At 60.0% G+C, this 26924-nt stretch carries 26 protein-coding genes and 1 pseudogene; 9 read left to right on the forward strand and 18 right to left on the reverse strand.

What is annotated here, in order from left to right:
* Positions 1-30 precede the first annotated feature (30 nt).
* A complete protein-coding gene (locus PH558_RS23365; protein WP_285206830.1) occupies positions 31-1011 on the reverse strand; it encodes an alpha/beta hydrolase family protein in 981 nt (326 codons plus the stop codon).
* 177 nt (positions 1012-1188) lie between these two features.
* Here PH558_RS23365 and PH558_RS23370 point away from each other — a divergent pair, with 177 nt between their 5' ends.
* From PH558_RS23370 to hpaR, 4 genes are all read left to right on the forward strand, one after another.
* The gene (locus PH558_RS23370; RefSeq protein WP_092707768.1) at positions 1189-1515 is read left to right on the forward strand and encodes a PadR family transcriptional regulator; all 327 of its coding nucleotides are present in this window, start codon (positions 1189-1191) and stop codon (positions 1513-1515) included.
* Positions 1512-2084, forward strand: a complete 573-nt coding sequence (locus tag PH558_RS23375; protein ID WP_285206832.1) for a DUF1700 domain-containing protein — start codon at positions 1512-1514, stop codon at positions 2082-2084. The genes PH558_RS23370 and PH558_RS23375 overlap by 4 nt, the downstream gene beginning before the upstream one ends.
* A 34-nt stretch (positions 2085-2118) precedes the next feature.
* Positions 2119-2826 carry a GIN domain-containing protein gene (locus PH558_RS23380; protein WP_285206843.1) on the forward strand — a complete coding sequence of 236 codons (708 nt, stop codon included), beginning with the start codon at positions 2119-2121 and terminating at the stop codon, positions 2824-2826.
* A gap of 132 nt (positions 2827-2958) precedes the next feature.
* Positions 2959-3480 (forward strand): homoprotocatechuate degradation operon regulator HpaR, encoded by a 522-nt coding sequence (gene hpaR / locus PH558_RS23385; protein WP_285206927.1) that lies wholly within the window; start codon positions 2959-2961, stop codon positions 3478-3480.
* A gap of 63 nt (positions 3481-3543) precedes the next feature.
* Here hpaR and hpaI read toward each other — a convergent pair whose 3' ends face one another.
* The 13 genes from hpaI to PH558_RS23450 all read right to left on the reverse strand — a co-directional run bounded on the left by hpaI (position 3544) and on the right by PH558_RS23450 (position 16973).
* Positions 3544-4350: a 4-hydroxy-2-oxoheptanedioate aldolase gene (gene hpaI, locus PH558_RS23390; RefSeq protein ID WP_285206844.1), complete on the reverse strand. Its 807-nt coding sequence runs from the start codon at positions 4348-4350 to the stop codon at positions 3544-3546.
* Positions 4351-4361: 11 nt separating this feature from the next.
* Positions 4362-5165 carry a 2-oxo-hept-4-ene-1,7-dioate hydratase gene (hpaH, locus tag PH558_RS23395; RefSeq protein ID WP_285206847.1) on the reverse strand — a complete coding sequence of 268 codons (804 nt, stop codon included), beginning with the start codon at positions 5163-5165 and terminating at the stop codon, positions 4362-4364.
* The gene (locus PH558_RS23400; RefSeq protein ID WP_285206851.1) at positions 5165-6037 is read right to left on the reverse strand and encodes a fumarylacetoacetate hydrolase family protein; all 873 of its coding nucleotides are present in this window, start codon (positions 6035-6037) and stop codon (positions 5165-5167) included. Before PH558_RS23400 ends, hpaH begins: the two co-directional genes overlap by 1 nt.
* A gap of 23 nt (positions 6038-6060) precedes the next feature.
* Positions 6061-7515: an NADP-dependent succinate-semialdehyde dehydrogenase gene (gene gabD, locus PH558_RS23405; RefSeq protein ID WP_095437408.1), complete on the reverse strand. Its 1455-nt coding sequence runs from the start codon at positions 7513-7515 to the stop codon at positions 6061-6063.
* Positions 7516-7583: 68 nt separating this feature from the next.
* On the reverse strand, positions 7584-8564 hold the full coding sequence (gene hpaD / locus PH558_RS23410) for a 3,4-dihydroxyphenylacetate 2,3-dioxygenase (RefSeq protein ID WP_285206856.1): 981 nt from the start codon (positions 8562-8564) through the stop codon (positions 7584-7586).
* Positions 8565-8603: 39 nt separating this feature from the next.
* Complete coding sequence (hpaE, locus tag PH558_RS23415; protein WP_285206857.1) at positions 8604-10121, reverse strand: 5-carboxymethyl-2-hydroxymuconate semialdehyde dehydrogenase; 1518 nt, start codon at positions 10119-10121, stop codon at positions 8604-8606.
* A 41-nt stretch (positions 10122-10162) separates the two neighbouring features.
* Positions 10163-10549, reverse strand: coding sequence for a 5-carboxymethyl-2-hydroxymuconate Delta-isomerase (locus PH558_RS23420; RefSeq protein ID WP_285206859.1), 387 nt, complete (start codon positions 10547-10549; stop codon positions 10163-10165).
* A gap of 54 nt (positions 10550-10603) precedes the next feature.
* On the reverse strand, positions 10604-11623 hold the full coding sequence (locus PH558_RS23425) for a homoserine kinase (RefSeq protein WP_285206863.1): 1020 nt from the start codon (positions 11621-11623) through the stop codon (positions 10604-10606).
* Positions 11624-11629: 6 nt separating this feature from the next.
* Positions 11630-12913: an aspartate aminotransferase family protein gene (locus PH558_RS23430; RefSeq protein WP_285206868.1), complete on the reverse strand. Its 1284-nt coding sequence runs from the start codon at positions 12911-12913 to the stop codon at positions 11630-11632.
* Between the two features lie 2 nt (positions 12914-12915).
* Complete coding sequence (locus PH558_RS23435) at positions 12916-14271, reverse strand: aspartate aminotransferase family protein (RefSeq protein WP_285206873.1); 1356 nt, start codon at positions 14269-14271, stop codon at positions 12916-12918.
* 16 nt (positions 14272-14287) lie between these two features.
* Positions 14288-14938: an HAD family hydrolase gene (locus PH558_RS23440; RefSeq protein ID WP_285206875.1), complete on the reverse strand. Its 651-nt coding sequence runs from the start codon at positions 14936-14938 to the stop codon at positions 14288-14290.
* A complete protein-coding gene (locus PH558_RS23445) occupies positions 14935-16188 on the reverse strand; it encodes a Tm-1-like ATP-binding domain-containing protein (protein WP_285206876.1) in 1254 nt (417 codons plus the stop codon). Before PH558_RS23445 ends, PH558_RS23440 begins: the two co-directional genes overlap by 4 nt.
* Positions 16188-16973 carry an IclR family transcriptional regulator gene (locus PH558_RS23450; protein WP_285206882.1) on the reverse strand — a complete coding sequence of 262 codons (786 nt, stop codon included), beginning with the start codon at positions 16971-16973 and terminating at the stop codon, positions 16188-16190. The genes PH558_RS23445 and PH558_RS23450 overlap by 1 nt, the downstream gene beginning before the upstream one ends.
* A 318-nt stretch (positions 16974-17291) precedes the next feature.
* On the opposite strand from PH558_RS23450, the gene PH558_RS23455 reads away from it, so the two are divergent.
* Complete coding sequence (locus PH558_RS23455) at positions 17292-18746, forward strand: APC family permease (protein ID WP_285206884.1); 1455 nt, start codon at positions 17292-17294, stop codon at positions 18744-18746.
* A 55-nt stretch (positions 18747-18801) separates the two neighbouring features.
* Entirely contained in the window at positions 18802-20280 is a 1479-nt protein-coding gene (locus PH558_RS23460) for an aldehyde dehydrogenase (RefSeq protein ID WP_285206889.1), read from the forward strand.
* Positions 20281-20367: 87 nt separating this feature from the next.
* On the opposite strand, the gene PH558_RS23465 is transcribed toward PH558_RS23460, so the two are convergent.
* The gene (locus PH558_RS23465) at positions 20368-20880 is read right to left on the reverse strand and encodes a flavin reductase (RefSeq protein WP_015342805.1); all 513 of its coding nucleotides are present in this window, start codon (positions 20878-20880) and stop codon (positions 20368-20370) included.
* 10 nt (positions 20881-20890) lie between these two features.
* Positions 20891-22453: a 4-hydroxyphenylacetate 3-hydroxylase N-terminal domain-containing protein gene (locus PH558_RS23470; protein WP_285206892.1), complete on the reverse strand. Its 1563-nt coding sequence runs from the start codon at positions 22451-22453 to the stop codon at positions 20891-20893.
* 95 nt (positions 22454-22548) lie between these two features.
* On the opposite strand from PH558_RS23470, the gene PH558_RS23475 reads away from it, so the two are divergent.
* Positions 22549-23442, forward strand: a complete 894-nt coding sequence (locus PH558_RS23475) for a helix-turn-helix domain-containing protein (RefSeq protein WP_285206897.1) — start codon at positions 22549-22551, stop codon at positions 23440-23442.
* 42 nt (positions 23443-23484) lie between these two features.
* Here PH558_RS23475 and PH558_RS23480 read toward each other — a convergent pair whose 3' ends face one another.
* The gene (locus tag PH558_RS23480; protein ID WP_285206902.1) at positions 23485-24312 is read right to left on the reverse strand and encodes a helix-turn-helix transcriptional regulator; all 828 of its coding nucleotides are present in this window, start codon (positions 24310-24312) and stop codon (positions 23485-23487) included.
* A gap of 97 nt (positions 24313-24409) precedes the next feature.
* Between PH558_RS23480 and PH558_RS23485 the strand changes: the two genes are divergently transcribed.
* Positions 24410-25339, forward strand: a complete 930-nt coding sequence (locus PH558_RS23485) for a phytanoyl-CoA dioxygenase family protein (RefSeq protein ID WP_285206907.1) — start codon at positions 24410-24412, stop codon at positions 25337-25339.
* A 1-nt stretch (position 25340) separates the two neighbouring features.
* Here PH558_RS23485 and PH558_RS23490 read toward each other — a convergent pair whose 3' ends face one another.
* Complete coding sequence (locus PH558_RS23490) at positions 25341-26144, reverse strand: putative nucleotide-diphospho-sugar transferase (protein WP_285206909.1); 804 nt, start codon at positions 26142-26144, stop codon at positions 25341-25343.
* Between the two features lie 645 nt (positions 26145-26789).
* On the opposite strand from PH558_RS23490, the pseudogene PH558_RS23495 reads away from it, so the two are divergent.
* Positions 26790-26924, forward strand: a pseudogene (locus PH558_RS23495) (dimethylsulfone monooxygenase SfnG); the annotation flags it as partial.

Genomic DNA, 26924 nt, shown 5'->3' on the forward strand with positions numbered 1-26924 from the left:
GGGCGTCTTACGCGCGGGTATGTTCGCTGGTTACGGCTTCGTCAGGTGTTTGCGGAAAAATGCAACGACTGCCGTATTGAATTGCTTATGAAATGCGACGCGATCGAACCCCGGAGCGTCAATGCAGGCATCGGATGATGGCCTTAATTCCGGGCAAGGCGTCAAAAACGACAGATGTACGGCATTGGGGACGATCCGGAAATCAGGCTTCTCTGGCAATAGGCGTGCAAGCGTTGCGACATTTTCGGGAGATGCTCCGCCACCCCCTCCAAGTTCTGAGCCCCAAAGCTGAAGCGGAACTTTGACATCTTTCACGCTGTCGGCGCTCGGGAAGACGATGCTCAATGGGTCGGCTACAACGACTGCCCTGATGCGAGGATCGTGGGTCAGTGATTGCGATGGCGGTTGTCGGGGAGGCTGAGCATGGCCCGCTGGGGGGCAGCCCGCCGCCTTCGGATCTGAACAGCGTGGCGGCAGTTTGGTGAAATCCGGATTGGCTCCGGCAACGACGAGACCGGTATATCCGCCTAGGGAAAATCCGTAGAAGCCGATCCGCTGCGGATTGATTTTTCCGGTGTCGCGAGACGCATCAAGCATGAAGTCGACGGTGCGCTTGATGTCGGCAGGGCGCTCGATCAATACGCCAAGACCGTTTGCCCGGCTCATGTCGGCATGATTGGCGTGCGGATGATTGATGGCGACGACAATGAAGCCAGCGTCGGCAAGCGCTTCTGCGGTATCGTGATGGCCGAGATACCAGCCGCCATAGCCGTGCGAGATGATGATGAGTGGCAACTCCTCGCCTGCAATCGGACAATCCGGCGTTGCCGGAACTGCCAGGGCTCGGATACTCACCTCTGTCGGAAGGGCTGCGCAAGGAGACCACATAGCGGCGTCGATCGCCGGGTTATCCGCATCACCGGAGATGCGAATGAATTTCAAACCTGCCGCATATCCCGATGGCGCGGCAAGAAAGAGCGTGGCCGCGAGGGCAAGGCTGAAGCGGATCATGACAACGGCTCCATTTAACCAGAGATGTACGCTGCGCGATGGGCTGCGATGGCAAGGTGCGTCGGTCCATAGGCCAGGCGATGACGCGAAAGCGGCTTATGCCGGTTGTGAAAGCCATCGAGCTATCTTGCATAAACAGATAGCTTGTTATATTCGTTCTGTAAAGCTGAGGCGTTCATGACTGACTCGATCCAAGTTCAATTGCGGAAGGGCGTGCTCGATCTTTGCGTCCTGGCCGTGCTCTCGCGGGGCGAAAGCTACGGCTATGAAATTGCGAGTACGCTGGTTGCGGCGGTCGGCATGGGCGAAGGAACGATCTACCCGCTGATGCGCAGGATGCAGAATGACGGACTGGTTGCGACCCGCATCGTCGAGTCGAGCAACGGGCCGCCGCGTAAATATTATCGGCTCACGCCGCTGGGTCGCTCGATTTTTGAAGCGCATCGCCGCGACTGGCGCTCGCTAGCAGGCTCCGTCGACAAGCTACTCGAGGATTTGCCATGACCAGGGAAGCCTTTTTGCGCACGCTGAGATTGGGACTTGCAGGCCTACCTCCTCACGAGGTCGACGATATCGTGGCCGACTATGCCGCCCATTTTTCCGAATCCGAGGCTTCTGGCCGAAGCGAGGAGGAGGTTTCCGCCGCTCTCGGCGATCCCGCCAGGATTGCGCGAGAGCTGCGCGCGGATGTCGGACTGCGCCGCTTCGAGGCGCATTGGAGCGTGCCGAACCTGGTAGCTGCCATGATGGCGCTGGCCGGCCTTGCCATCGTCGATATCTTCTTCCTGCTGCCTTTGCTGTTTGTGGCGATGTTCGTCACGCTCGGCCTTGCGATCGCATTGGTGGCCGTCGGCGCCCTTGGCCTGAAGATCATCGTCACGACCGTGCTGTTCCATATCGGCTTGCCCTCCGTCGGCATGCTGGCCCGCCTGCTTGTCGGTGCCGGGCTTGTGAGCTGCTTCGTGGGTGGCGGTGCTTTGCTGCTGATGGGGTTGAGTTTGGGCATCCGCATGCTTGGGCAATATGCCCGCCTGCATTTCCGCCTGGCGCAAGTGGACGAAGGTCGAGCTTGAGCGCCGGACTGCACATCGTTGGAGGAAATGGACAATGAACGGGAAACTGGCGACTGTCGCGACGACCGGACTGATTTGTGCATTCGTCTTTCTTGCGCTCGGCATCGGACTTTCCGGGCCGGATTGGGCAAGCGCAGCGCATTGGTGGGGTGGCATGCAATCCAGCTGCGGATCTGCGGTATCCGGCGGACAGCAGGTTATCCTGCCTTTCAGCTCCAATGGCAGCCTGACGATCGATATCCCGGCCTCTGTTCACTATCAGCCGGGCGGAAAGGCGGAGGCCGTCATCACCGGCGATCCCGCGCTTCTCGATCATGTGCGGCTCGAGGGCGGAAGGCTGAGCATGGATTGCAATCCGCGTTGGTCCGACTCCAAATTCGATGTCAGCCTGTCAGGACCGCTCGTCACTGATTGGAGGGTGCGGGGCAGCGGCGATCTCGCTCTATCGCAGCTCGATCAGGCAGATCTGCGCCTGAGGATATCCGGAAGCGGCAGTGTCACGGCCACGGGAAGCGCGCGCTCGGTCGATCTGGAGGTATCCGGTTCGGGCACTGCACGTCTCAAGGACCTAGCCGCTCAATCCGTGAAGATCAGAATTCACGGCAGCGGCGATGCGGAAGTCGCCGCCGCGGCGGATGCAGACATCTCGATCAGCGGAAGCGGCAATATCGAACTCTACGGACATCCGGTGCTGCGGCGTTCCGAGATCAGAGGCAGCGGTCGCCTGGTACAGGTACCATAGTCCATCGCGAGAAAGCGCGCCACGCGGCGACGATCCTTGCCGCCGGGTTTGATTGATATCATGCGATCGCCTTGCTTTGAATGATTCTCATGTTAATCAGTGAGGGCCGTAATTGAAGCGAACATGCAAAAGATGCAAAACAGAACAAATAGTGGCGTAAGGCCGCGCCCCGAACCTGAAACCGCAGAAAAACAAACGAAGCGGCCGCTGCGCGATCGGCGCCGTTCCCTTGCAATTGGACTTTTGCGCGCCCGTGAAGCGGTCATGAGCCATTTCCGGCCGATCCTTGCGGCGCATGACGTGACCGAGCAGCAGTGGCGCGTCATTCGCGTCCTCTATGAAGGCGGCCAGCTTGACGCGACCGAATTGGCCGACAAAGCATCCATTCTGGCGCCAAGCCTCACACGCATGATCCGCGCGCTCGAGGAGCGCGGCTTCATCACCAAGCACAAGGATGATGCCGATGGACGCAGAGTATTGCTGCAGATCACCCCGGCAGGGCAGGCAATCGTCGAGGACGTGATGCCGGAGAGCCAGAAAGTCTATGCCGATATCGATGCCCGCTTCGGCGAGGAGCGGGTGGAGAAGCTCCTCGATATGCTGGAGGAGCTTGCCTCGCTGAAATTGGAGAACGGCCCGGCCGGCGAGGAATGAGGGAACCCTTCGGTTTTATTGATCCATTGAATTGGCGAGTTATGACCGCAGCCGCCTTAGCGACTAATAGACCTTGACGTCTTGAGGAGGCTTGGCAGCATCCGCCTTCTTGAAATCGCCAAGGAGCTTGATTGTGGCATTGGCAAGCAGGGTGACGTCGTTGCCGATCGCGACGAAAGTGGCGCCAAGTTCGAGATAGCGCTTGGCCAGCGAGAGATCGCCGATCAGGATGCCGGCGGCCTTGCCATGTGACTGGATTTTCGTGAGCGCCTTTTCGACTTCCGCCTGCACTTCAGGGGCGCCCGGCTTGCCCAGATAGCCCATGTCGGCGGCAAGATCGGATGGTCCAATGAAGACGCCATCGACGCCTTCTGTCGAGGCGATGTCGTCGAGCGCTGCAAGCCCACCGCGGCTTTCCACCTGCAGCAGCAGGCAGATCTCGTCATTGGCCGTCGGCAGATAGTCGGGGATGCGGTTGAATGCGGAGGCGCGGGCAAGGGCTGCGCCGACGCCGCGCACGCCATGCGGCGGGTATCTGACAGCCCTGACCATGGCTTCGGCCATCTCCCTGCTGTCGACCATCGGGATCAGCAGGGTCTGGGCGCCGATATCGAGCATCTGCTTGATGATCCAGGTCTCGCCGACCGGCGGACGGATGATTGCATGGCTTGTCGTGCCCTTCATCGCCTGCAATTGCGAAACGAGAAGCGGGACATCGTTCGGCGCGTGCTCGGCATCGAGCAGCAGCCAGTCGTAGCCGGCACCGGCGCAGATTTCGACCGTGTAGGCATTGGCGAGGGCCTGCCAGAGGCCGATCTGCGCCCGCCTTTCCTTAAGGGCCTGTTTGAAGAGGTTTTTGGGCGCAGGCATGGTTCACTCCTTCATGCGAAGAACAGGCTGACTGATCCGTAGGGACCGAAATCGGCGTTGATCGTATCGCCATGCCGCGCCTCGATCGGGCGGATGAACGAGCCGGCAAGCACAATCTGACCGGCTTCGATGCCATCGCCATATTGCGACAGCCGATTGGCAAGCCAAGCGATCCCGCGTGCGGGCTGGTTGAGCACGCCGGCGCCAAGCCCGGTTTCTTCCACTTCGGCATTGCGGCTGACGATCGCACCCATCCAGCGCATGTCGATCTCACCGGGCCGCACGGCGCGGCCGCCGGTGACGATGCCGGCATTGGCGGCATTATCGGAGATGGTATCGACGATGGTGCGCGCCTTTTTCGTGTCGGGATCGACGCGAAGGATGCGCGTGTCGAGGATTTCAAGGGCCGGTGTCACATAGTCGGTGGCATTCAGCACATCGAAGATCGAAACGTTCGGGCCCTTGAGCGGCGCCTTCATGACGAAGGCGATCTCGGCCTCGATGCGCGGCTGAATGAAGCGGTCGGCCGGCACGGTCGCGCCGTCTTCGAAGACCATGTCGTCGAAGAGCACGCCGGAATCCGGGATGTTGATGTTGAGGGCATATTGCATTGCCTTCGATGTCAGCCCGATCTTCCAGCCGATCGGCTTGCGGCCGCTCGCGATCTTCTTTTTGACCCAGGCGTCTTGAACGGCATAGGAGTCGTCCATCGTCATCTGGGGATGCTTGAGGGAGAGGAGTCCGGTCTGGACGCGCGTCCGCTCTGCTTGATCTAGGCTTTCGGCCGCAGCCTGGATTTCATCTTGCGACAGCATCAGCGCACCTCGTCGGCAATGGTATTTTTCAGGATGCCGAGGCCATCGGCTTCGACCTCGACGACATCGCCCGGCTCTAGCCAGATCGGCGGATCGAAGCGGGCACCGGCCCCCGTCGGCGTGCCCGTGACGATGACGTCGCCGGGAACGAGCGTAGTGAAGGTGGAGATGTAGTTGATGATCTTGCGGAAGGAGAAGATCATTCGGCTGGTGCGGTCGTTCTGGCGCACTTCGCCATTGACGCGGGTCGTGAGCACTATGTCTTCAAGCTGGGCCGCATCCGTGAAGGGGATCAGCCACGGGCCGATCGAGCCAGTATTATCGAAGTTCTTGCCCTGGGTGACGTTGAATTTCGCGTGACGCACCCAGTCGCGGATCGTGCCTTCGTTGCAAAGCGACAAGGCCGCGATATGGGAGAAGGCGTCGGCCTCGGTGATCCGGCGGCCAACCTTGCCGATGACGATGACGACCTCGCCTTCATAATCGAGCTGCGGGCTTTCCGGTGGACGGATCAGGGGCTGATCGTGCCCGGTGAACGACCGCGGAAAGCGGACGAAAAGCGAGGGATTGGGGGGAGCAGCCTGCCCATCCTTGTACTCCTCATTGCGATCGGGGAAATTGACCCCGACGCAAATGATCTTTTCCGGTGACGGAATGGGAATTTCGAAGCGGATCTCGTTAAGCGCGAAATCCGGCTTCAACGTCTTGGCTTCCTCGGCGAGTTGAACGAGGCGACCGGCCTCGATCACTTCGCGCAGCGTCGGCCATGTCGCGCCATGGCGGGCAGAGAGGTCGACGACACCGCCGTCGACCGCAAGCCCGTAGCCATGACGGCCGTTTCTCGAAAAGGACAGGAATCTGGGATGGGTCATGCTTTCACGGCCTTCTCTTGACCTCAGACGACGCCGCCGAGGCATACATATTTGATTTCGGTGAATTCCTCGATGCCGTAGCGCGAACCCTCACGGCCGAGGCCAGAGAGCTTGACGCCGCCGAACGGCGCTTCGGCCGTCGAGATCAAGCCAGTATTGACACCGACCATGCCATACTCGAGCGCTTCGGCGACGCGGAAGACGCGGGCGAGATCCTTGGCATAGAAGTAGGAGGCAAGGCCGAACTCGGTGTCGTTAGCCTGGGCGATGACATCGGCCTCGTCCTTGAAGCGGAAGAGGGGAGCGACCGGCCCGAACGTCTCTTCTCTGGCAACAGCCATGGCAGGGGTCACATCGGCAAGCACCGTCGCCTCGTAGAAGCGGCCGCCGAGCTGATGGCGATGCCCGCCAGCGACGACTCGGCCGCCCTTGGAAAGGGCATCGGCAACATGTTCTTCGACCTTGGCCAGGGCGGCCTCGTCGATCAACGGGCCGAGATTGATGCCCTCGTCGAAGCCATTGCCTGTTTTCAGCGAGCCGACGGCCTTGGAAAGCTTCTCGGCAAAAGCATCATAGACGCCATCCTGCACGTAGAGACGATTGGCGCAGACGCAGGTCTGGCCATTGTTGCGGAACTTGGCGATCAGCGCGCCTTCGACGGCGGCATCGAGATCGGCATCGTCGAACACGATAAAGGGCGCATTGCCGCCGAGCTCCAGGCCGAGCTTCTTGATGGTCGGCGCGCTCTGCTTGTAGAGTTCTGCGCCGACTTCCGTCGAGCCGGTGAAGGTGAGCTTACGCACGACGGGACTCGCGGTCATCTCGCCGCCGATGGCACGGGCCGAGCCGGTCAGGACGCTGAAGAGACCCTTGGGCAGACCGGCGCGTTCGGCGAGGATCGCAATCGCGATCGCCGAAAACGGCGTCTGCGATGCCGGTTTCAGCACCATGGCGCAGCCGGCCGCAAAGGCCGGGCCGGCCTTGCGGGTGATCATCGCATTCGGGAAGTTCCACGGTGTGATCGCCGCGACCACGCCGATCGGCTGCTTCATGACCAGAATACGCTTGTCCTTCTGGTGACCGGGAATGATGTCGCCATAGACGCGGCGGGCTTCCTCGGCAAACCATTCGATGAAGCTTGCGCCATAGGCGATTTCGCCCTTCGCTTCAGGCAGCGGTTTGCCCTGTTCGGCCGTCAGGATGCGTCCGAGATCATCTTGGTTTTCCATCATCAGCTCGAACCAGCGCCTGAGGATGCTGGAGCGCTCCTTGGCGGTGCGGGCGGCCCATTCCTTCTGCGCGGCTTCGGCTGCGGCAATCGCCTTTTTGGTCTCGGCCGCGCCCAGATTGGGAACGAGGCCGATGATCTCGCCCGTTGCGGGGTTGTCGACCTTGATCGCGTTGGAGGGATCGGCCTCGATCCACTCGCCGCCGACCAATGCGGCCTGCCGGAACAATGTTGCGTCTTTCAAATTCATGACGGACTCCTCGCGCTTTCGAACGTTGATGAGGAGTGGGCGTTTTCACCCACTCTCAAGGGTAACGCTTAAGGCGCGATAATCGGCTGTGCCTTCAAGTCGGGCTCGGCCACTTCCGCACCGGCAAACAGGCTACCACGTTCGAACCAGGATTTGGGAGCGGGTGCGCCCCACAATGTCTGGCGCTGCGGATCCTTGAGATCCCACTTGATCGGCTCCAGATCGGGATCGACGGTTTGATAGTCCGAGCAATAGATCTCGATGCGGTGGCCATCCGGATCGAGAATATAGAGGAAGAAGGCGTTGGAGATGCCGTGGCGTCCCGGGCCGCGCTCGATATTGGCGACCCAGCCTGTCGTCGCCATCAGGTCGAGCAGGTCGATGATGTTGAGCGGCGTCGGCACCCAGAAGGCGGTGTGGTGCAGGCGTGGACCGCGGCCGTTGGTGAAGGCGATGTCGTGGACGCCGCCCTTGCGATGCGTCCAGGCGGCCCAGAGGCGGCCTGTTTCCGCATCCTCGGTATATTCGGTCACGCGGAAGCCGAGTTCGTTATAGAAGGCGACGCTTTCATCGACATTGGTCGAGAAGCAGTTGAAGTGGTCGATACGCAGCGGCTTCACACCCTTGTAGAGCGCATATTTCTGATGGATCGGCGGCAGGCGGTCCATCTTCGAATAGAATTCAAGCGGAATGCCGTGCGGGTCGCGGGTACGGAAGGTGCGCGCTTGATAGGGGCGCTCGATCCATTCGACCGGCAGGTCCTTGCCCTTGAAGAAATGTGCCGCTTTGTCCAAGTCGTCGTCGCTGAAGACCTTGAAGCCGAGATCGCGGGCTTCGGCCTTGTCGGATTTCTTCAACACGATGCAGTGGTGACCGCGCTCCTCCATTGCCCGGAGGTAAATCGTATCAGCCGTTTCATCCGTCACCTGCAGGCCGAGCGTGTCGACATAGAAGGCGCGGGATTTGACAAGATCGGTAACGCCGAATTCGACATGGCTGAGCCGCACGATGTTGAAGGGCGGATAGAGATTGGGTTTCGGCAGGGGCATTTGTTCCTCCTCTTATGCGTACTCATAGATATTAGCGGCTCAGCCGCCGAGTTTCTGGATGGCGTGCGGCTTGGTGGCGAAGGCGACGTTCTTGGTTTCCATGTAGAAATCGAAGGACCAGTCGCCGCCGTCGCGGCCAATGCCGGAGCTCTTGACCCCGCCGAAGGGGGTCGGCAGGTGGCGCACATTTTCCGAGTTCACCCAGATCATGCCGGCTTCGAGGTAATCCGTGAAACGGAAGGCGCGTGTGACGTCGGAGGTCCAGAGATAGCCGGTCAGGCCGTACTGGACGTCATTGGCCAGCGCCAGCGCATCGGCTTCGTCCTTGAAGGAAATGGCGGTCAGAACCGGCCCGAAGATTTCTTCCTGAGCAATGCGCATCTGGTTGTTGGCGCCAGTGAAGAGGGTGGGCGAGACATAGCAACCGCCGCCAGGGCCGTTGACCTTCTCGCCGCCGGCTGCAAGCGTCGCACCTTCCGAACAGCCGATCTGAATATATTCCAGCACCTTCTTTTCATGCACGGGATGGACGAGCGGACCGACGACCGTGTCCGGATCAAGGGGATGTCCGACCTTGATGCGCTTGGCTTTCTCGGCGACGATCGCGGTGAACTTGTCGTAGACGCTTTCTTCGACCAGCAGGCGCGAGGACGAGGTGCAGCGTTCGCCATTCAGCGAGTAGATCATGAAGACGGCGGCATCGGCTGCGCGTTCCAGATCGGCATCGGCAAAGACGATGACCGGGTTCTTGCCGCCGAGCTCGAAATGCACACGCTTCAGCGTATCGGCGCCCTGCTTCATGATCATCGAGCCAGTGCGGCTTTCGCCGACGAAGCCGATCGCCTTGATCAGGGGATGTTCCGTAAGCGCGCGGCCGGCGTCCTCGCCGAGACCGTTGACGAGGTTCCAAACACCTTTCGGCAGGCCGGCTTCCTCGGCGATTTCGACAAGCAAACGCGCCGTCAGCGGCGAGAATTCGGCCGGCTTGTGGACGATCGTGCAGCCCGCAGCGAGAGCCGGCGCGATCTTCCAGGTCGACAGCATGAAGGGCGTGTTCCAGGGCGTGATGATGCCGACCGGGCCGATCGGCACGCGTGTCGTCAGGTTCACCTGGCCTTCGGCACGCAATGTCTTGCCGTCGCGGGCTTCTGGGGCGCGATCGGCGAAGAAGCGGAAGTTTTCCGCACCGCGCAGAGCGGCCTTTGCCATGAATTTCAGTGATTGTCCGGTATCCATGCACTCGACGAAGGCGATTTCTTCGGCGCGCGCGACGATCGCGTCGGCGATCTTATGCAGGAGCTTCTTGCGGGCTTCACCAGGCATCGCGGCCCATTCGGCAAAGGCGGCTTTCGCAGCCTTCGCAGCACGATCGATGTCGGCTGCCTTGCCGCGGGCAATGGTGGCAAGCGGTTTCAGGTCGACAGGCGAGATGGTCTCGAAGGTCGAACTGTCATCGGCTGGAACATCCTCTCCATTGATACGGTTGAGAACGCCGCGATCCTTGAAACGGGCGAGAAAGCCTTCAGCCTTTGCGATGTTTTCCTGCAATTTGGACATCGTCTATTCCTTTGGTGTTATGTCGTCCCACGAAGGGAATATCACTTGCCGCGAAGCCGCGGGTGCATGGCGTTCTTCTTCCAGCTGAGTTCGGCATCGATCTCGCGGATCTCAAGCGAAAGGGCGAAATGCGGCGTCTCGAAAAGCGGGCCGAGAACATCGATCGCCGCGGCGAAGATCGCCTCGCCGGTGCGTTTCTTTTCGCCCTCCGTGCGGCCCTGGCCGATGCGGAAGTTCAGATCGACGAAGGCGTTTTCGGGCAGTCTGTCGGCGATGGCGTAATGCTCGGCGCGAAAGGCGCGCACCCGCACGGCTCCAACCTCGAAAAGCCCGGTCTCCAGGACTGTCTTCAGCAGCCGCTCGCAGAGCGCATCGATATCGGCGCGGCCCTCCAGATTGGCCGAATATTCGATGGCGAGATGTGGCATTGAATCCTCCCGATCTCTTATTTACTTAACACGTTAACAATTTTGCGGAAGATGTCAAGCGGCAGTGTCAAGCTTTCTCGCCATCTCCAGGCTTTCATTGACGTAACGCGACAGCCGCTCGGCGGCGTCGGGAATCTCCGGACGCTCGGCAAGCCACCCGATATATGTAAGGCTCCGCAGCAGCATGAATAGAGGCAGGCTCGCTAAAGCGGCGTCGGGGAGGGCGCGCCGGCTACGATAGCCTGATATCAACGCCTGCTCGATCGCCGGATAGGTGGGTTCGTTGCGGTTCTTGAGCAGGGTCGTGGCGAGATCGAAGAGGCGGAAACCCTGGCCTGCATCGTCGAAATCGATAAAGGCGACGTTGCCGTCGGCTCCCCTCAGAAAGATGTTTTCCCGCACCAGATCGGCATGGATCAGCCCGTAATCGAGGTCTTGAGCTTCTGCATCCGCAAGGGCGCGGCGTAACTCATCGCGTAATGCCGAGAGCGCAGTGGTGCTCTCGGACGAAAGGCCCCGACAATCCCAGAAGCGACCCCATAGCGGCTTTTCGCCGACCAGACCTTCGACGTTCCATGCCGGGCGTCGAAAACGCTCGGGCGACTGCCACGCGTCGGCAAGTTCGTGCATGGTCGCCATGCTCTGTCCGACGCGAAAGAAGATGTCGACCTGTATCTCTGCCGAATGCGACAGCGGCACGCCACTTTGGCCAAGCGGCACGCCGTCGATCCAGCTCACCACGTCGGCATGCTGTTCGGCAAAATGCCTGTTGGCTGGCAGTCGGACGAGGCTTTGCCTTCTGCTTGTGGGAACAGGGCTCGGCACGTCGAGGCCGCCGAGCTTGAGCGCCGCCATGAAGTGCAGCTCGGAGCGCAGGCTCGTCTCATCATGATAGCCCGGTCGATGGAGCCGCAGTGCGGCGAACTGACCATCTTCCAGCGTGATGCGGAAAACGGCATTCTCCCGATATTTTATCAGGACAGGTTTATGGGCCTGCGCAGGCCAATGGTCGAGTGCCTCCAGCGCACGTCGCTGCAGGGCGTCACGGATGGCCTGAGGCAACTGGTCAGCCATATTGCCTCACAGGCCAGTTAAGACATCGTCGAAGATCGACAACATGAAGTCGGCATTATCCCGGGTGAATGGCATGGGCGGGCGGATCTTCGTGGCGCATTGATGAATGCCGATCTTGCCCATCAGCACGCCGCGGTCGCGCATGGCATTGATGATCCGGGTCGCCTCGGCAGTGGCCGGCTCCTTCGTTTGCCGATCCAACATAAACTCAGTGCCCATGAAGAGGCCGCTGCCGCGCACGTCGCCGATGATTGAGTGCTTCTCGGCCAGCCGCTTGAACGCGTCGCGCGTATATTCGCCAACATTGCGGGCGTTCTCGATAAGTTTCTCGTCCCCGATGACATCGAGCACAGCCATGGCCGCCGCGCAGGAAACCGGATTGCCGCCGAAGGTATTGAAGTAGCGGAATGCCTTGCGAAAGGCGTTAATCGTATCGACATTGGCAATGACGCCGCCAACCGGATGGCCGTTGGCCATCGGCTTGCCGAGCGTCACGATATCGGGAACGATACCGGCAAGCTGATGCCCCCACATATGCGAGCCGGTGCGGCCGAAACCGGGCTGTACCTCATCGGTAATCACGAGACCGCCGGCCTTGCGCACGGCGGCAACCGTCTTGTCGAGAAAACCTGGCGGCAGATCCGGAAAGCCCTCATTGGCGAAGAACGGGTCGATGATGATGGCTGAAAAGCCATGCGGGCTGTCCTGAAGCGAGGCGATCGCCTTCTCGACTTCTGCCGCGAAAGCAATGGCAAAGGCATTGCCGCCTTCGCCGCCGAGCGGACGATAGCTGTCCGGCGCGGGCACATGGCGAACATGACCGCCGAAACCGCCGACGGGCGGCATGCGGGTCGACAGCTGCGACACTGCCGCCGTGTTGCCGTGATAGGTGTGGTTCGTGGCGATGACGCCGGTCTTGCCGGTCATGGCTTGTGCCATGCGCAGGGCTACGTCGTTCGCTTCGCTGCCGGTGCAGGTCAGGATCGCCGCATTCAGGCTTTTGTCGAAGGTTGCTGTCAGCCGCTCGACATAGTCGAGAATGCCTTCATGCAGATAGCGCGTATGCGTGTTCAGCGTCGAGGCCTGCCGCGCGATCGCTTCCACCACGCGTGGATGGCAATGGCCGACATGTGGCACATTGTTGTAACAATCGAGATATTTGCGGCCGTCGGCATCCCAGAGCCAGACGCCTTCCCCGCGCACGAGATGCACGGGGTCGTCGTAGAAGAGCGACATGTTCCGGCCCAAAAGCCGTTCGCGGCGCGCGATAAGGGTTGCGTTGTCGGACATGATCAGCCCCTCGCGGCAGTGAGACCAGCGTCGAGCGCCGTCAACATGGTCTGCACATTCTCGGCCGTCACGACCAGCGGCGGCGACATGATGACATTGGTGCCAGAGGTGCGGACGAGAACGCCGGCGTCATAGGTCGCGTCCTGTACCTTTTGCACGACATCCTTGGCGGCGCCGCTCTTCTTTGCGCGGTCGCTGACGAGCTCTAGAGCGCACATCAGGCCCTTGCCTCTGATGTCGCCGACCAGCTCATGCTTGTCCTGCAATTTCTTCAGGCCGGCGAGCAGCTCTTCGCCACGGGCCGCGGCATTGTCGGCGACATTGAGCCGCTTGGTTTCCTTCAAGGTGGCAAGGGCGGCTGCGGCACCGACGGGATGGCCGGAATAGGTGTAGCCGTGGCCGATGCTGCCGAGCGAACCCTTGTTGCTTTCGAAGACCTGCGCCACCTTGTCGGAGATCATGACAGCGCCGAAGGGGAAATAGCCGTTGGTGATCGCCTTGGCCGTCGACATCATGTCCGGCTGCACGCCCCAGAGGCGCGATCCGGTCCAAGCGCCCGTGCGGCCGAAGGCGGTGATCACCTCATCGGCGATCAGCAGGATCCCGTGCCGCTCGCAGATCTCGCGCATCAGCGGCAGGAAGGTCTCGTGCGGGACGATGACGCCGCCGGCGCCGAGCACTGGCTCAACGATCAGCGCGGCGATTGTATCGGCGCCCTGGAAGGCGATTTCATCCTCGAAGAGCCTGCCGATCGCCGCCGCAATCTCGGCACCATCGGTGGTGTTGAATGGGTTACGGTAGGTGAACGGAGCGGGCAGGTGGAAGACGCCCGGTAGCAATGGCTCGTAGTTGCGGCGGAAATTCTGGTTGCCGTTGACCGAGGCGCCGCCGAAATGCGTGCCGTGATAGCCCTTTTTCAGCGCGACAAACTTGGTGCGCTCCGGTTGGCCGTTGACCTTGTGGTACTGGCGCGCCAGCCGCAGGCATGTCTCGACCGAATCCGAACCACCCGAGGTGAAGAAGGAGCGGCTCAACCCATCCGGCTTGAACCATTCGGCAAGCTCGTAGGAAAGCTCGATTAGCGGCGAGTTCGTCGTGCCGCGGAAGGTCGAATAATAGGGCAGCTCATCGAGCTGGTCGCGGATGGCCTTCTTCACCGGCTCGCAGGAATAGCCGAGATTGACGTTCCAGAGGCCGCCGACGGCATCAAGTACCTTCTGGCCGTGAATATCGACGATTTCGACGCCTTCGCCGGAATTGATGATGCGGGGGGGATTGGCCTGCATCTCGGCCGGATGGGCCATCGGATGCCACAGGTGGCGTGCGTTATTTTCGATGATGAAATTGGTCTCACGCATGTCAAATTCCTCTTGTTCAGAGCCCCAGCATCGCAAGTGCGCGGGCATAGCTTTCGGCAGGGCGGGTCACGTCGAAATGCACGTGACGCAGGTTCACGGCTTTGGCGCCCTCGATGTTCTTCTTCTGATCGTCGACGAAGACGCAGGCCTCGCGCGGCAGGTTGAGCTCGGTAAGAACGAGCTCATAGGCACGGGGATCGGGTTTCAGGATCTTCGTGTAGGTCGCATCGACGATGACGTCGAAAAGCTCGATCAGCGGAAAGCGCCGACGGAACTCGACGCCATAGAAAAGGTCGAGTTCGTTCGACAGGATCGCCAATTTGAGACCGGCCTCCTTGGCGCGCAGGATGGCGTCGCGGGCTTCCGCACGCAGAACCAGTTCCGGCTCGGCGCCGCGCGCCCGACGCACGAAGGTCTGCATGTCGGTCCAGTTTTCACCAACCAGCTTGCCGACTTCGCCCGCTCGGGTCAGCCAGTAGTCCCGTTCGGTGATCTCGCGATTCTGCATTGCGACCCAAAGCGGATCCGTCGCTGTGTCGAACGGGCCGAGCCAGGTCAGCGATCCCTTGGGAAGGCCAAGCGTGCGCTCGGTGACATCATGCGTTTCGAACAGCGTGCGGGTAACGACACCGCCGAAGTCGAGGATAAGCGCGCGGTCCCGTTTCATGGCCGTCCCTCCGGAATGACGCCTTCGGCGACCCATCGATCGAAGATGGCAAGGGCGGCGGCCGAGAAGGCCGGCGCATTGATATGAACGTCAACCTCGTGAAGAGCGACAGAGGGCGGAACGGCACGGCGCATCTCATCGATGAAGGCATTGAGGCCTTCCGGATCATGCAGCGGCTCTTCCGGCTTGTCCCATTCCTGCAGCCCTTCGGTCGGCAGCAGGAAGGCGACCTTTGCTTCAGCGCGTTGCAATTTCTGTCCGATCACACGGGCGACTGAGCGCCGCCCGTCCGGCGATGTCGTCACCGATCCGATCAGCCGGTTATGAGCGTGGTAGGGACGATCCGTGAAGACCTCTGGCACGACTTGCCATGCCTGAAGATCGACCATGTCGATCGCACCTGGCGCCACGATCTGCGGAATGCCGGCGCGGCCTGCGTTTTCCAAACGATCGGGTCCAGAGGTGACGACGCTATTATAATGATGATTGCTGATTTCCTGGATGCAGAAGTCGAAGACGGCGGCAAAGTCACCCTTCGAGGCGATTGCTTCATAGGCGCGGCCGCCCATGCCGGTGGAATGAAATACTGCGACATCATAGCCGCGCTTTTCCAATTCGGGCCTTAGATACTTCATATATTTCAGACAGGACGAGCCGAGCGAAGTCATGCCGATAAGGGGCCGTTCCCGATCGGGCTTGTTGCCGTGCTTGGCAGCGCCGACCACCGCGCCGCACGCCTGTGAAAGCACGGAGCGGCAGATGCTGTTGAGGCCGTAGAGACCGCCGGCCCATAGGATCATCATCAGGTCGGGCGCAATGCGTTCGGGCGGAATGAGATGGGAGTAGGCAATGGTCGAAACCACGAATTTGGGGACGCCGAGCGGCAGGACGGCAGCGACATCGAGCGCCAGATCCGTGCCCATGGAGCCGCCGAGCACGATGATGCCGTCGACCAGTCCATCGTCGTACAGGCGGAGGGTCAGGGCCGATGCGCCCTTTGCCATAGCAGCCATCGCGCTATTTTCATCGCCGCTTTCGGTGATGGCTTTGATTGTTGTTGCGGCAGCGTTCGCAATGTCATGCTTGGAATAATCAGGGCTGTAAGGTGGATCGCCGAGAATGCTCACATCCATCATGACCGGCTGGCCGCCGGCTTCAGAGATGACGGACGCCATGAATTGCAGTTCGTCGCATTTGGTGTCGCCGGTTCCGATGACGAGTATCCGTGGTGAGGGAGCCTCCGGGCTCATCAATCCGTCCTCCTGAGTTTCGCAATGGTTCCCGGGGGTCTTTCCGACCCGTAATATTTTTCTGAGATCGCGTTGGCTGCAGCGGCGGCCTGCGCGCCGAATTCGTGAATGGCGGCCGTGTTGGTGCGCGAGAGCGGAGCGGCGATCGCCACACAGCCAATCGGTCGACCGCCTGGCGTGCGCACCGGCGCGGCGGTGCTGATGACGCCGGCTTCCAATCCCTGGTCAATGATGGAAAAACCCCTTGCTGCGGTTTCAGCGAGCATCTTACGCAGCAATTGGGGATCGGTGACGGTGTGATCGGTAAATTTCTCGATCGGCTTTTTAAGCGCTGCGTCGATTTCTGCCGGTGGACAGAAGGCCAGAAAGGCTAGGCCTGATGCCGTCGCATGGAAGGGAAGGAGGCTGCCGACATCGACGATGATGCGGTGCGCGCGTGGCGAATCCTCCACGTGAATGGTCGAGAGCTGTCCGCCTGAGAACTCAGAGAGATGAACAGTCTCGGTTGAGCATTCGGCAAGCGCCTTGACGAAAGGAATTGCGATCCGGAGGAAAGGAAAGCGCGCTTCCCGGATACGGGCGAGGCGAACGGGCGCCGAACCGATGCGGTAACGGCGCGTGTCCTGATCCTGCTCGACGAAGCCGTGTTTTTCCAGTTCCACGAGAAAGCGTCGTGCCGTCGCCTTGTCCAGCGAGCACAGGCGGGCGATATCGGTCAGACCCGCCTCCTTGTCCAGCCGTGACAGGGTATCCAGCAATGCCAGCGCCTTTCCGATCGTGCTCATCATTCCTCCTCTTGGGTTGGTCAGGTTCTGATTCCGTGCGTCCAGCCTCGGCTTCCCGTCAAATCAGCTTGCTGACCCTGCGCCGCGACACGATAGCAGCGACCCAAGATACTTAACATGCGAAATAACTTGACAGAGGCCGGCAATGTTTGCAAGTCTATATTTGAAGCTGTGGTTCAAATAATGAATCATAAGCGCTGACGGCGGCTAAATCAACAAAAGCATAAGCCCCGCTCGTCAGTCCGGTTTTTGGTGGAGGTCGCACGCGTGCAATCGCGGCGATGATCGGATGCTCTTAAACAAGGGGAACGAACGCAGATGAACACGCAAAATTCGCAAGGTGCCGCTGAAAACCAGCTGCGCAAAAACAGTCTCGGCGTCGGTGCCGTGACCTTCCTCGTCGTTTCGGCTGCCGCGCCGCTGACGGCCGTTGCAGGCGGCGTGCCGCTCTCGATGATGCTTGGCAACGGACCAGGCATTCCGCTCACCTTCCTGCTGGTGACGGGTATTCTGCTGCTGTTTGCAGTCGGTTACGTCGCCATGGCCCGTCATATCCGCAATGCGGGCGCCTTCTATGCCTATACGGCCCAAGGTCTTGGGGGTCTCATGGGCGGTGCCGCGGCACTGATCGCGGTCCTTGCCTATAATGCCATGCAGGTCGGCGTTCTCGGGCTTTTCGGGGCTGCAACCAAGGGCTTCTTTGCCGAGCAGGTCGGCCTCGATCTTCCCTGGTGGGTTTGGAGCTTCATCGGCATCGCCTTTGTTGCCGTTTTCGGCTACCGCCGCGTGGATCTTTCGGCCAAAGTGCTGACGGTGCTCGTCATTCTTGAATATCTCGTCGTGCTCGTCATCGACGCCGCGATCTTCGCCAAAGGTGGCGATGCCGGCCTTTCCGCAGTACCTTTCACGCCGACCGCCTTCTGGAGCGGGACCCCCGCTATCGGTCTGCTGTTCTGCTTTGCCGCCTTCATCGGCTTCGAAGCGACGACCATTTACAGTGAAGAAGCTCGCGAGCCGGAAAAGACCGTGCCGCGCGCGACCTATATTTCCGTTCTCATCATCGGCCTCTTCTATATGCTGACCTCCTGGCTGATGGTAACCGGCGCTGGAGTGGATAAGCTCGTCCCGGTGTTGCAGGGCCTTGCCGATCCCACGACCTTTCTCTTCGGCCTTGCCGAGCGCTATGTCGGCCACTGGATTACCGTCGTGATGAGCGTACTCTTCATCACCAGCCTGTTTGCCGGCATCCTTGCCTTCCACAATGGTGTGGCGCGCTACATGTATGTCGCCGGTCGCGAAGGCCTGCTGCCGAAGTCGGTCGGTGTCACGCATCCCGTCTTCCAGAGCCCGCATGTCGGCTCTATCATTCAGACCGTTATTGCCGTGCTCGTCGTCGCGCTCTTTGCTGTGACGGATCAGGATCCGGTGCTGGCGCTCTTCTCCTGGCTCACCAATGTCGCGACGCTGGCGATCATCCTTCTGATGGCCTTCACTGCCTTCTCGATCGTGGTGTTCTTCAGCCGCAATCCGGGGCTTGAGCGCAATGCACTTGCCATCAAGGTGCTGCCAGTCGTCACGGGGGTCATCCTTTTGGCGCTCGTCTATTATATCTCAGCGAATTTCGGTGCGATTGCCGGCGCCAACGGCGTGCTGGCTGTGTTGTTGCCAGGGCTCGTACTGATCGCCGGCATCATCGGGTTCATCGCGGCGGCTCGCCTGAAGTCGGCCGATGCGGCAGGCTATGCCCGCCTCGGTGCCGGGCAGGAAGCCTGAAGCAGTTCCAATCGCGGTGGCGGGAAGACCCGCCACCCTCTTTGTGAGAAATGAGATGCAGGACAAGATCAATCAGCTCCGGACATTATCCGTTTCCCCGCAGGCGTTGTTCATTGCAGGCGCCTGGCGCCAGCCGATCAGCGGCGCTGCGATGGATGTCGTCTCGCCGATCGACGGAACAAAACTGACCACGATTGCCGATGCCGGAACGGAGGATGTCGATCTCGCGGTCAAGGCCGCGCGGCAGGCTTTTGAAAAGGGCAGTTGGTCGATGGCGGCACCGGCCGAACGCAAGAAGGTGCTGCTGAAGATTGCCGAGCTGATCGAGAAGAATGCGCTTGAACTCGCCGTGCTCGGCGTGCGCAACAACGGCACCGAAATCTCGATGGCACTGAAGGCCGAACCCGGCAGCGCCGCCGGCACGTTCCGTTACTATGCCGAGGCGGTCGACAAGGTTTATGGCGAGATCGCGCCGACGGCTCAGAATATTCTCGGTCTCGTCCATCGCGAGGCCATCGGCGTCGTTGCCGCCATCGTGCCGTGGAATTTCCCGATGATGATCGGCGCCTGGAAGATTGCTCCGGCGCTTGCTGCCGGCAATTCCGTCGTGCTGAAGCCCGCCGAGGACGCGTCGCTGACGCTGCTGAGGCTTGCCGAAATTTGCGCCGAAGCCGGATTGCCCGAAGGCGTGCTCAACGTCGTCACAGGCCGCGGCGCGGTCTGCGGTGAGGCGCTGGGGCTGCACATGGATATCGATGTCCTCGCCTTCACCGGTTCCGGCCCCGTCGGACGGCGGCTCCTGGAATATTCGGCGCGCTCGAACCTGAAGCGCGTCTACCTGGAGCTTGGCGGCAAGTCGCCGAACATCGTCTTTGCCGATGCGCCCGATCTCGATCAGGCGGCCAAGGTTTCTGCCTATGGCATCTTCCGCAATTCCGGCCAGGTCTGTGTCGCCGGCTCTCGGCTGCTTGTGGAGAAGTCGATTCATGAAGCCTTCTCCGAGAAGGTGGCTCGCATCGCCGAAAGCGTGAAAGTCGGCGATCCGCTACAGTTGACGACGGAAGCGGGAGCTATTTCCAGCGAGATCCAGCTGAAGAAAGATCTTGGCTATGTCTCGCAGGCGGTTTCGGAGGGCGCGTCTCTGCGCACCGGCGGCTCGCGTATCCTGGAAGAGACGGGAGGTTATTACATGCGGCCCGCCGTATTCGACGTGACGCCATCCATGACCCTGGCGCGGGAAGAAGTTTTTGGGCCGATCCTGTCTATCATTCCCTTCGAGACGGAAGCGCAAGCACTTGAGATCGCCAATGCCACCGAATATGGCCTCGCCTCAGCCGTCTGGACCTCCAACCTGTCGCGCGCCCATCGAATGGTGCGGGGCATCCGCGCTGGTGTGGTGCATGTCAATACCTATGGCGGCAGTGATAACAGCGTGCCGCTCGGCGGAGTCAAGCAATCGGGCAATGGTCATGACAAATCGCTGCATGCGCTCGACAAGTATGTCGACCTGAAGACGGCATGGATCCAGCTCTGACGGGCTGCTTTCTCATGCAAGCAGGGTGCCGTGTTATCGCCGGCACCCTGTTTTTGTTTCTTGTGATCGCCAGCCATCTATGCGGCCCTAGCCGCCGAAGCTGCCCGTCTGTGTCGGCACATGCACATAGTTGCGGTCGAAATAGAGCAGCGCATGTCCGTCCTTGCGGCTGCGGATATCCATGACTTCACCGATGAAGATATGGTGCGTGCCAACGAGGCGCGCTTCGGTCAGGCGGCAATCGAAGGAGACGATGGCATCGGAAAGCGCCTGGCTGCCGGAGCGGAAGTTGATCCATTCCGCCGCGGCGTAGCGCTCCTCCATGTCGGCGCGTTGGCCGGCGAAATAGCCGGCCAGTTCCTTGTGCTCCTGCGTCAGGACATTGACGCAGAAGCGGCGATTATCGAGAAATAGGCTTGTTTGCGCCGAGCGGCTGTTCATGCAGACCAGCAGCGTCGGCGGCTCGTCGGTGACGCTGCACATGGCCGTCGCGGTAAAGCCGCCGCGGCCGGCGGGGCCATTGGTGGTGATGACATTGACCGGCGCGCAAACCCTGGCCATGGCGTTGCGAAATTCGGTTTTCGAGAGTTGCTCCTCCATGGCAACGTCCTCACTCGGCGGCGCTGCGGACTGGGGAGGTATCGCCGAGCGGCGGCAGCCACGTATCTCCGGTCCAGCCGTTCTCGTCGTAATCGCTCATGCACTGATCGACGAGCGCTTCCATCTCCTTCAGCCGCCCGCCGCGCTCAGCACCCTTCAGCACCTGCAGGCGGACTTCCTCCGGCGCGCCTGCATAGTTGAGTTCGTAAAGAGCATGGCGGCCGCCAAATTCGGTGCCTGTGGCGTCCCACAGCAGCTTCATGATCTTGATGCGCTCGATATGGCCCATATCGTTGGAGCCGCGCACATATTGCGCGAGATAGCGGTCGATCTCCGGATTGCCGAAATCCTTGGCCGAAGAGGGCAGATAGATAAGCCCGGAAGCGATGACCCTGCGTACGGTTTCGATGACGCGCGGATAGGCCTCCGACATGAAGGTGCGATAGGAGAGGGCGGCTTCCATGTTCGGCAGTACCGCGCCATTGGCCCAGGGCTGCGGATTGTAGGCCATGGCGTTGGAAAACGACCAGAACATATGGCGAAGCGCGATGATTTCGCCGAGTGCCGCCTGGTTGCCGCGGAAGGCATCGCCGCCGGTCGCGCGCAATGCCTTGGCGAGCAGCCCGGCGATGAAGTCGAGCTTCACGGCAAAACGCGTGCAGCCCTGGAAACAATAGCCATGCATGAAACCGGACGCCGGGTGGAAGGAGAGGATCTTGGCCGCATCGCGCAGCACGAGCACATCCTCCCAGGGCACGAAGACATTATCGAGCACCAGGATTGCGTCGTTCTCGTCGAAGCGCGACGACAGCGGATAGTCGAAGGGATGTCCGACGGTATTGGCTGTTTGCTCGTAGGAGACGCGGCAGAACATCTTGATCCCGGGCGCATTCATCGGAACGATAAACATAACCGACAGAGACGGGTCTTCCGTGACCGTCGCCGAGCTCTGGGCAAGGAAATTATAGTGAGTCAGCGCTGAAGATGTCGCCACAACCTTGGCACCGGAGACATAGATGCCGGCATCGGTTTCCTTGGTGATGTGGACGAAAACGTCCTTGACGGCATCGGCCGGCTTGTGACGGTCGATCGGCGGATTGACGATCGCGTGGTTCATGAAGAGCACGGATTCTTGCGCGCGCTTGTGCCAGGAAAGCGCATTGTCCTTGAACGGACCGTACCAGTCGGCATTGGCGCCCAATGTATTCATAAGGGCCGCCTTGTAATCGGCGGTACGGCCCATCCAACCATAGGACATGCGTGCCCAATCGGCGATGGCGCCCTGCTGGGCGACAAGCTCGGCGGAGGATTTCGCCACCCGGAAGTATTTGTGGGTATAGCCGCCTGATCCAGTATCTGTCGGCGAGGTCAAACGTTCCTTGGTCTTCTCGTCGTGCAGCGCGTCGTACATGCGGGCGAGCGATCGGACGGAGTTGCGCATGGCGGGATGCTCAGTCACGTCGGCGATGCGCTCGCCATTGATATAGACTTCTCGACCGTCGCGCAGGCTTTCCAGATATTCGGCGCCGGTAAATGGACGGGTCTTATCGCTGCGGTGATCTTCAGCTCGCATCTCGTATTCCTCCCTTGAGATCATGGCAAATGCTACGTCCGACGCTTCATTGCGACCATGGACAAAGGAGGCAATTCGCTGGTACTTTTTCCGGCATGTCGCAGAAGAACGAAATCCCGAATTATTTTGTCTATGGCGTGCCCAGCCGGGTGCTTGACGTGGGATTTCTGCACGTGGAAACGGTCATGGACCGAAAAACACTGCATTTCGGGCATGTCGCGTCTCATAAACACCCGCTGATGGGCCAAATCACCTATTGGTACAAGGGCGGTGGTCGCTACCGGATCGAGGATCGGACTTGGAATTTTTCCGCTCCGACTATCAGCTTCGTGCCGAGTAACATCATTCATGGATTTGATGTCGACGATCAGTCCGATGCCATCGTCGTCTCGATATCGGATGATACTTTAAAGGCTTTGGCGCCCCGGGTGGATCTAAGCCTTGATGTACCCACCTTTCTGACGGCGCGGCCGGATGATCCTGCCTGGCAGAAGATCGACACGCTGCTGCAAATGGTCAGCGCCGAGTATCGCGAGCGCGGCAGCCAGAGCGAAAAGGTCATGCTGGGGCTGATCGGCGTCGTGCTATCGCTGATGAACCGGCTTGGCGGCAGCGCGGCGCTGCCTTCAGCTTCACCGACCGTGACGCTTGCCTTGGCGCTACGCAGCGCCATAGACCGCCATTACAAGAGCGATTGGCCGGTCGGCAACTATGTCGACCTGCTCGCCACGACGCCGCATCTGCTCGACAAGGCGGCGCGCCAGGTGTTCGGACACAGCGTCAAGGAAATGCTTTTGGACCGGCGGCTACTGGAAGCCAAGCGTCTGCTGATGTTCACCATCCGCTCCGTTGAGGACATCGGCCGAGAGGTGGGCTTCGAAGATCCCGCCTATTTCTCGCGCTTTTTCCGCAAACGGGTGGGGGAGGCGCCGGCGGCTTGGCGGCGCCGGAATTTGGAGCGAGCGCCATCGGGGAATGATGCGGCGTGACAAGGGGCGGTCGTTGCGACGTGTCCGACATATCTTGATCGATCAGCTTCTCCGGTAGCGGGCGCGGAATTCGCGCGGCGTGCAGTTTTCGCGCTCATGGAATAGCCGGGAGAAGTAGAACGGATCATCGAATCCGACCTTTGAGGCGATGATCTCGATCTTGTCGTCCGTCATCGTCAGCAATTCCTTGGCACGATCCATGCGCACGCGAAGCTGAAAATCCTTCGGCGGCAGCCCGACTTCCGCTGTGATTTTCCGGCGCAGCGTTGCGGGTGACATGCCGTATTCGGCGGCAAAAGCTGCCATGTCGAGGGTCTCCGTTGCTCTTTGGCGAAGCGCCTCGATGATTTCGCCGATATCCGAGCCTTGGTGAGGGGAGGGAACGGCCTGGCTCGCCTGCCGCGCGACCAGAATGACGATCTGATGGAGAGCGGCGGCGGCAGCGGCTCTGGACAGGTTGGTATCCTCGATGAGATCGTCTTGAATCGTGCCGAAGAGACGCTGCACATTATCGAGATTACGGAGGATGGTGAGCGGATTCTGCTCGCAGATGAGGCGCAGTCGCAGGAAGTCGCGCACGAGAGAGCCTTCGAAAAGCGCCCATCGCTCGCTCCAGCCTTGCGCATCGGGGTCATAAGAGTGCTGGCGGTTCGGGAAGAGCCAGAAGAGCGCCGGGCCTCTCACGCTTCTACGGCCGCAGGCATCCGTTTCGAGAAAGCCCTGGCCGCTTTCGACGAGCACCACCGCATAGCTCGGCAGCTTCCGCGCCCTGACGGCGTGCATGGCATGCTGCCTGCCGCTGCCAGTGACCGACAGTCCTCCGGCGGCGGCAAGTGGCGAGCGGTAGATGGCATGTGTTTCCGGTTTCATGATGAGCGAAAAGTCCAGTATCACTTTCGTCCATGTAGTGAACCATCGCTGACAGCTAGGTTCAATGGGCAATCAATTCAAACCATAGGCGAGTGAAATGTCGATTCCCATGCAGAATGTCCTTCCCGATAAGAGCGCACTTAACCTTGTTGCCAATGGAAAGGTTCTCTCCACTGCGCCCCATCGGCTCGGTTATCTCATCCCAACCGATCCAAGCATCGGTGTTGAGGCAATCCGCACGCTTTACGAGGAGAACGGCTATGTGTGGCTCAAGGGATTTCTGCCGCGCAGGGATGTGATCGATTTTCGCGGCTGGGCCTTCGGTCATATGGCGAAGACAGGGCTGATCGAGGAGGGAACGGACCCGAGGGATGGCATATCGTCTGCTTCGGCGCCGGAAGGTCGGGAGGTCGATCGTTGCCTGATGTCGCTCGTGCGCTCGGTCGCCTATGAGGGCTTTTGCGCGCAGCCGCGTCTTTCGCGCTTCATGGACGAATTCCTGTCGGGCATCTCCTATCTGCACAAGCGCAAGATCATGCGCCATGTGCGGCCGGGAACGGCGACGGCGACGCCGGCGCATTATGATCTGGTCTATCTTCGCGGCGGCACCAGCCGGATCGTCACGGCATGGATACCGATAGGCGACATCCCGATCGAAATGGGCGGGCTGACCTATCTGGAGGGATCGCACGCGATCGGCCTCGACATGGAGCGGGAGTTTGGCGAAAACAACAGGGATCTCAGCCCTGAAGAGCGTGTCAGCGCGTTCAACCGCAATATGACGGAGGGTGGCTGGGTTTCGAAAGATCTACCCGATATGGCGGAACGCTTCGATACGCGCTGGCTGGTCGCCGATTATGAGGCAGGCGACGTCATGCTCCATTCACCATTCATGATCCACGCCTCCACCACCAATCAGGACAGGCAGCACAGACTGCGCCTTTCCACCGATATTCGCTATCAGAATGTCGAGGACGAGATCGATGCACGATGGAACAACCACTGGACGCTCGGCGACATGCTGTGATTCAGGTTTGATCCTGTTGCGGGCTCGTTCGAAGCGTGCCCCAATTGTCATCCTTTAGCACGCGTTCGATTTCCTCGACCCGATCGCGACGGCGCTTCAGCCGTTTGCCGATGCGGCCAAACCAGCGTTTGCGCTTCGTCGCCTCGCGGCTTGCCTGCAACTGCTCGATGAAGACGTCGCCGACAGCACCATTCTCGACCCGATCGAATATCCAGCAGAATGACGCAGGCAGCCTGGCTACACGGAATTGGGGCTTCGCGCTTGCTGCATCCTTGGCGATGATTTCCTCCAGAACCACCTGATCCCATACGTCAGGCTTGGCAAGGCATCCTTCTCGCCAGCGCTCGATAAGCTGCACCGCGCCAAGCGTATCGTTGATGAGAATGGTGGCGCTGATAAGACGAGCATCGAACTCGTAATAGACTGCAATATCGCATTCGAGTTTACGAAGCTCCGGCCAGGGATTGCGATGGAGGACGGCATCGACGTCGACATAAAGAATAGGCCCGCGTAGCCTCGCCCTTTCCTGCAGAAGGAAGCCGGGTTTCAGCCCGGCATTCAGTACCCAGCTGCCGGCGCTGGGCACTGCCGTTGCATATACCTTCAGCCCGATCCGCTCCGCCGAGTGGGTCATGCGCTCCTTTTCCTGCTCGTAAAAACTGCCTTCGGTAAAAAACGCCACAATCGGGCCGTCGGCGCTGGTTGCCGCGGATTTGCGTTCGGCCAGATCCTGTTTTGCCGGGAAGGGGACAATCAGCGCACGCTGCTGCGGGCTCCAGGGGCGAATTTTATTGAGTATATTCAAGAAGGCACCTTCGGGGATTTATGAGCTTCAATCGAATATCCGGCACCACGAAGCGTTGCGGATAAGATTGAGAGTTTGGATGAATGGAGCATTTAGCCGGGCCAATTTCGGAGACGTCGCACCGGCGACGTCCTTACTGGATTGGCAAACCGTTTGATCTTCGCTAATCGATTGTCATGTCCGATAATGTCATCAAGTTTGAACGCCGTCCGAAGCCAAAACCTCCGAGACAAACGCCTCCCTGGCTCAAGCGTTTGTTGGCAATTTTGGCCGTCATTGCATTTTTCATAGCAGCCTTTGCTTATTTCACGCTGAAGAACGGCGCAGTCGGCCCAACATTCTGATCAGCTCGAGACCTATGCGATCTTGGGTCGATTGTCCGATCAGGTGTGGAACGGCGGTGCTTTGATTTCCGTGCTTTGCGGCTGCATTGTGGTCTTCGACGGCCCTTCCACTTTTAGACCCTAAGCTTCCTTGTCACGTCATCGTCCCCATCGGGCGACTTTGCAACGCAGCTTTTTCGCAAAACAGCGGAAACTTGGGATAGGTTTGTTCGATAATCTATAGAATCTATAGAATGTAGTCATAGGGTTGGAATCTTCATCCTTGTACTCGACAGAGGACAATTTAAACCGGGAGATATCAATGAGCGATGCGAACAGAGACGCTTTGAAATTCGCCTACTGGGTGCCGAACGTGTCGGGCGGGTTGGTCATCTCGAACATCGAGCAGCGCACAAGCTGGACGATCGACTACAACAGAAAGCTTGCGCAGATCGCC

Origin of the sequence: Rhizobium pantanalense (assembly GCF_030182525.1) — a bacterium.
In the GTDB taxonomy this organism is placed as follows: Bacteria; Pseudomonadota; Alphaproteobacteria; order Rhizobiales; family Rhizobiaceae; genus Rhizobium.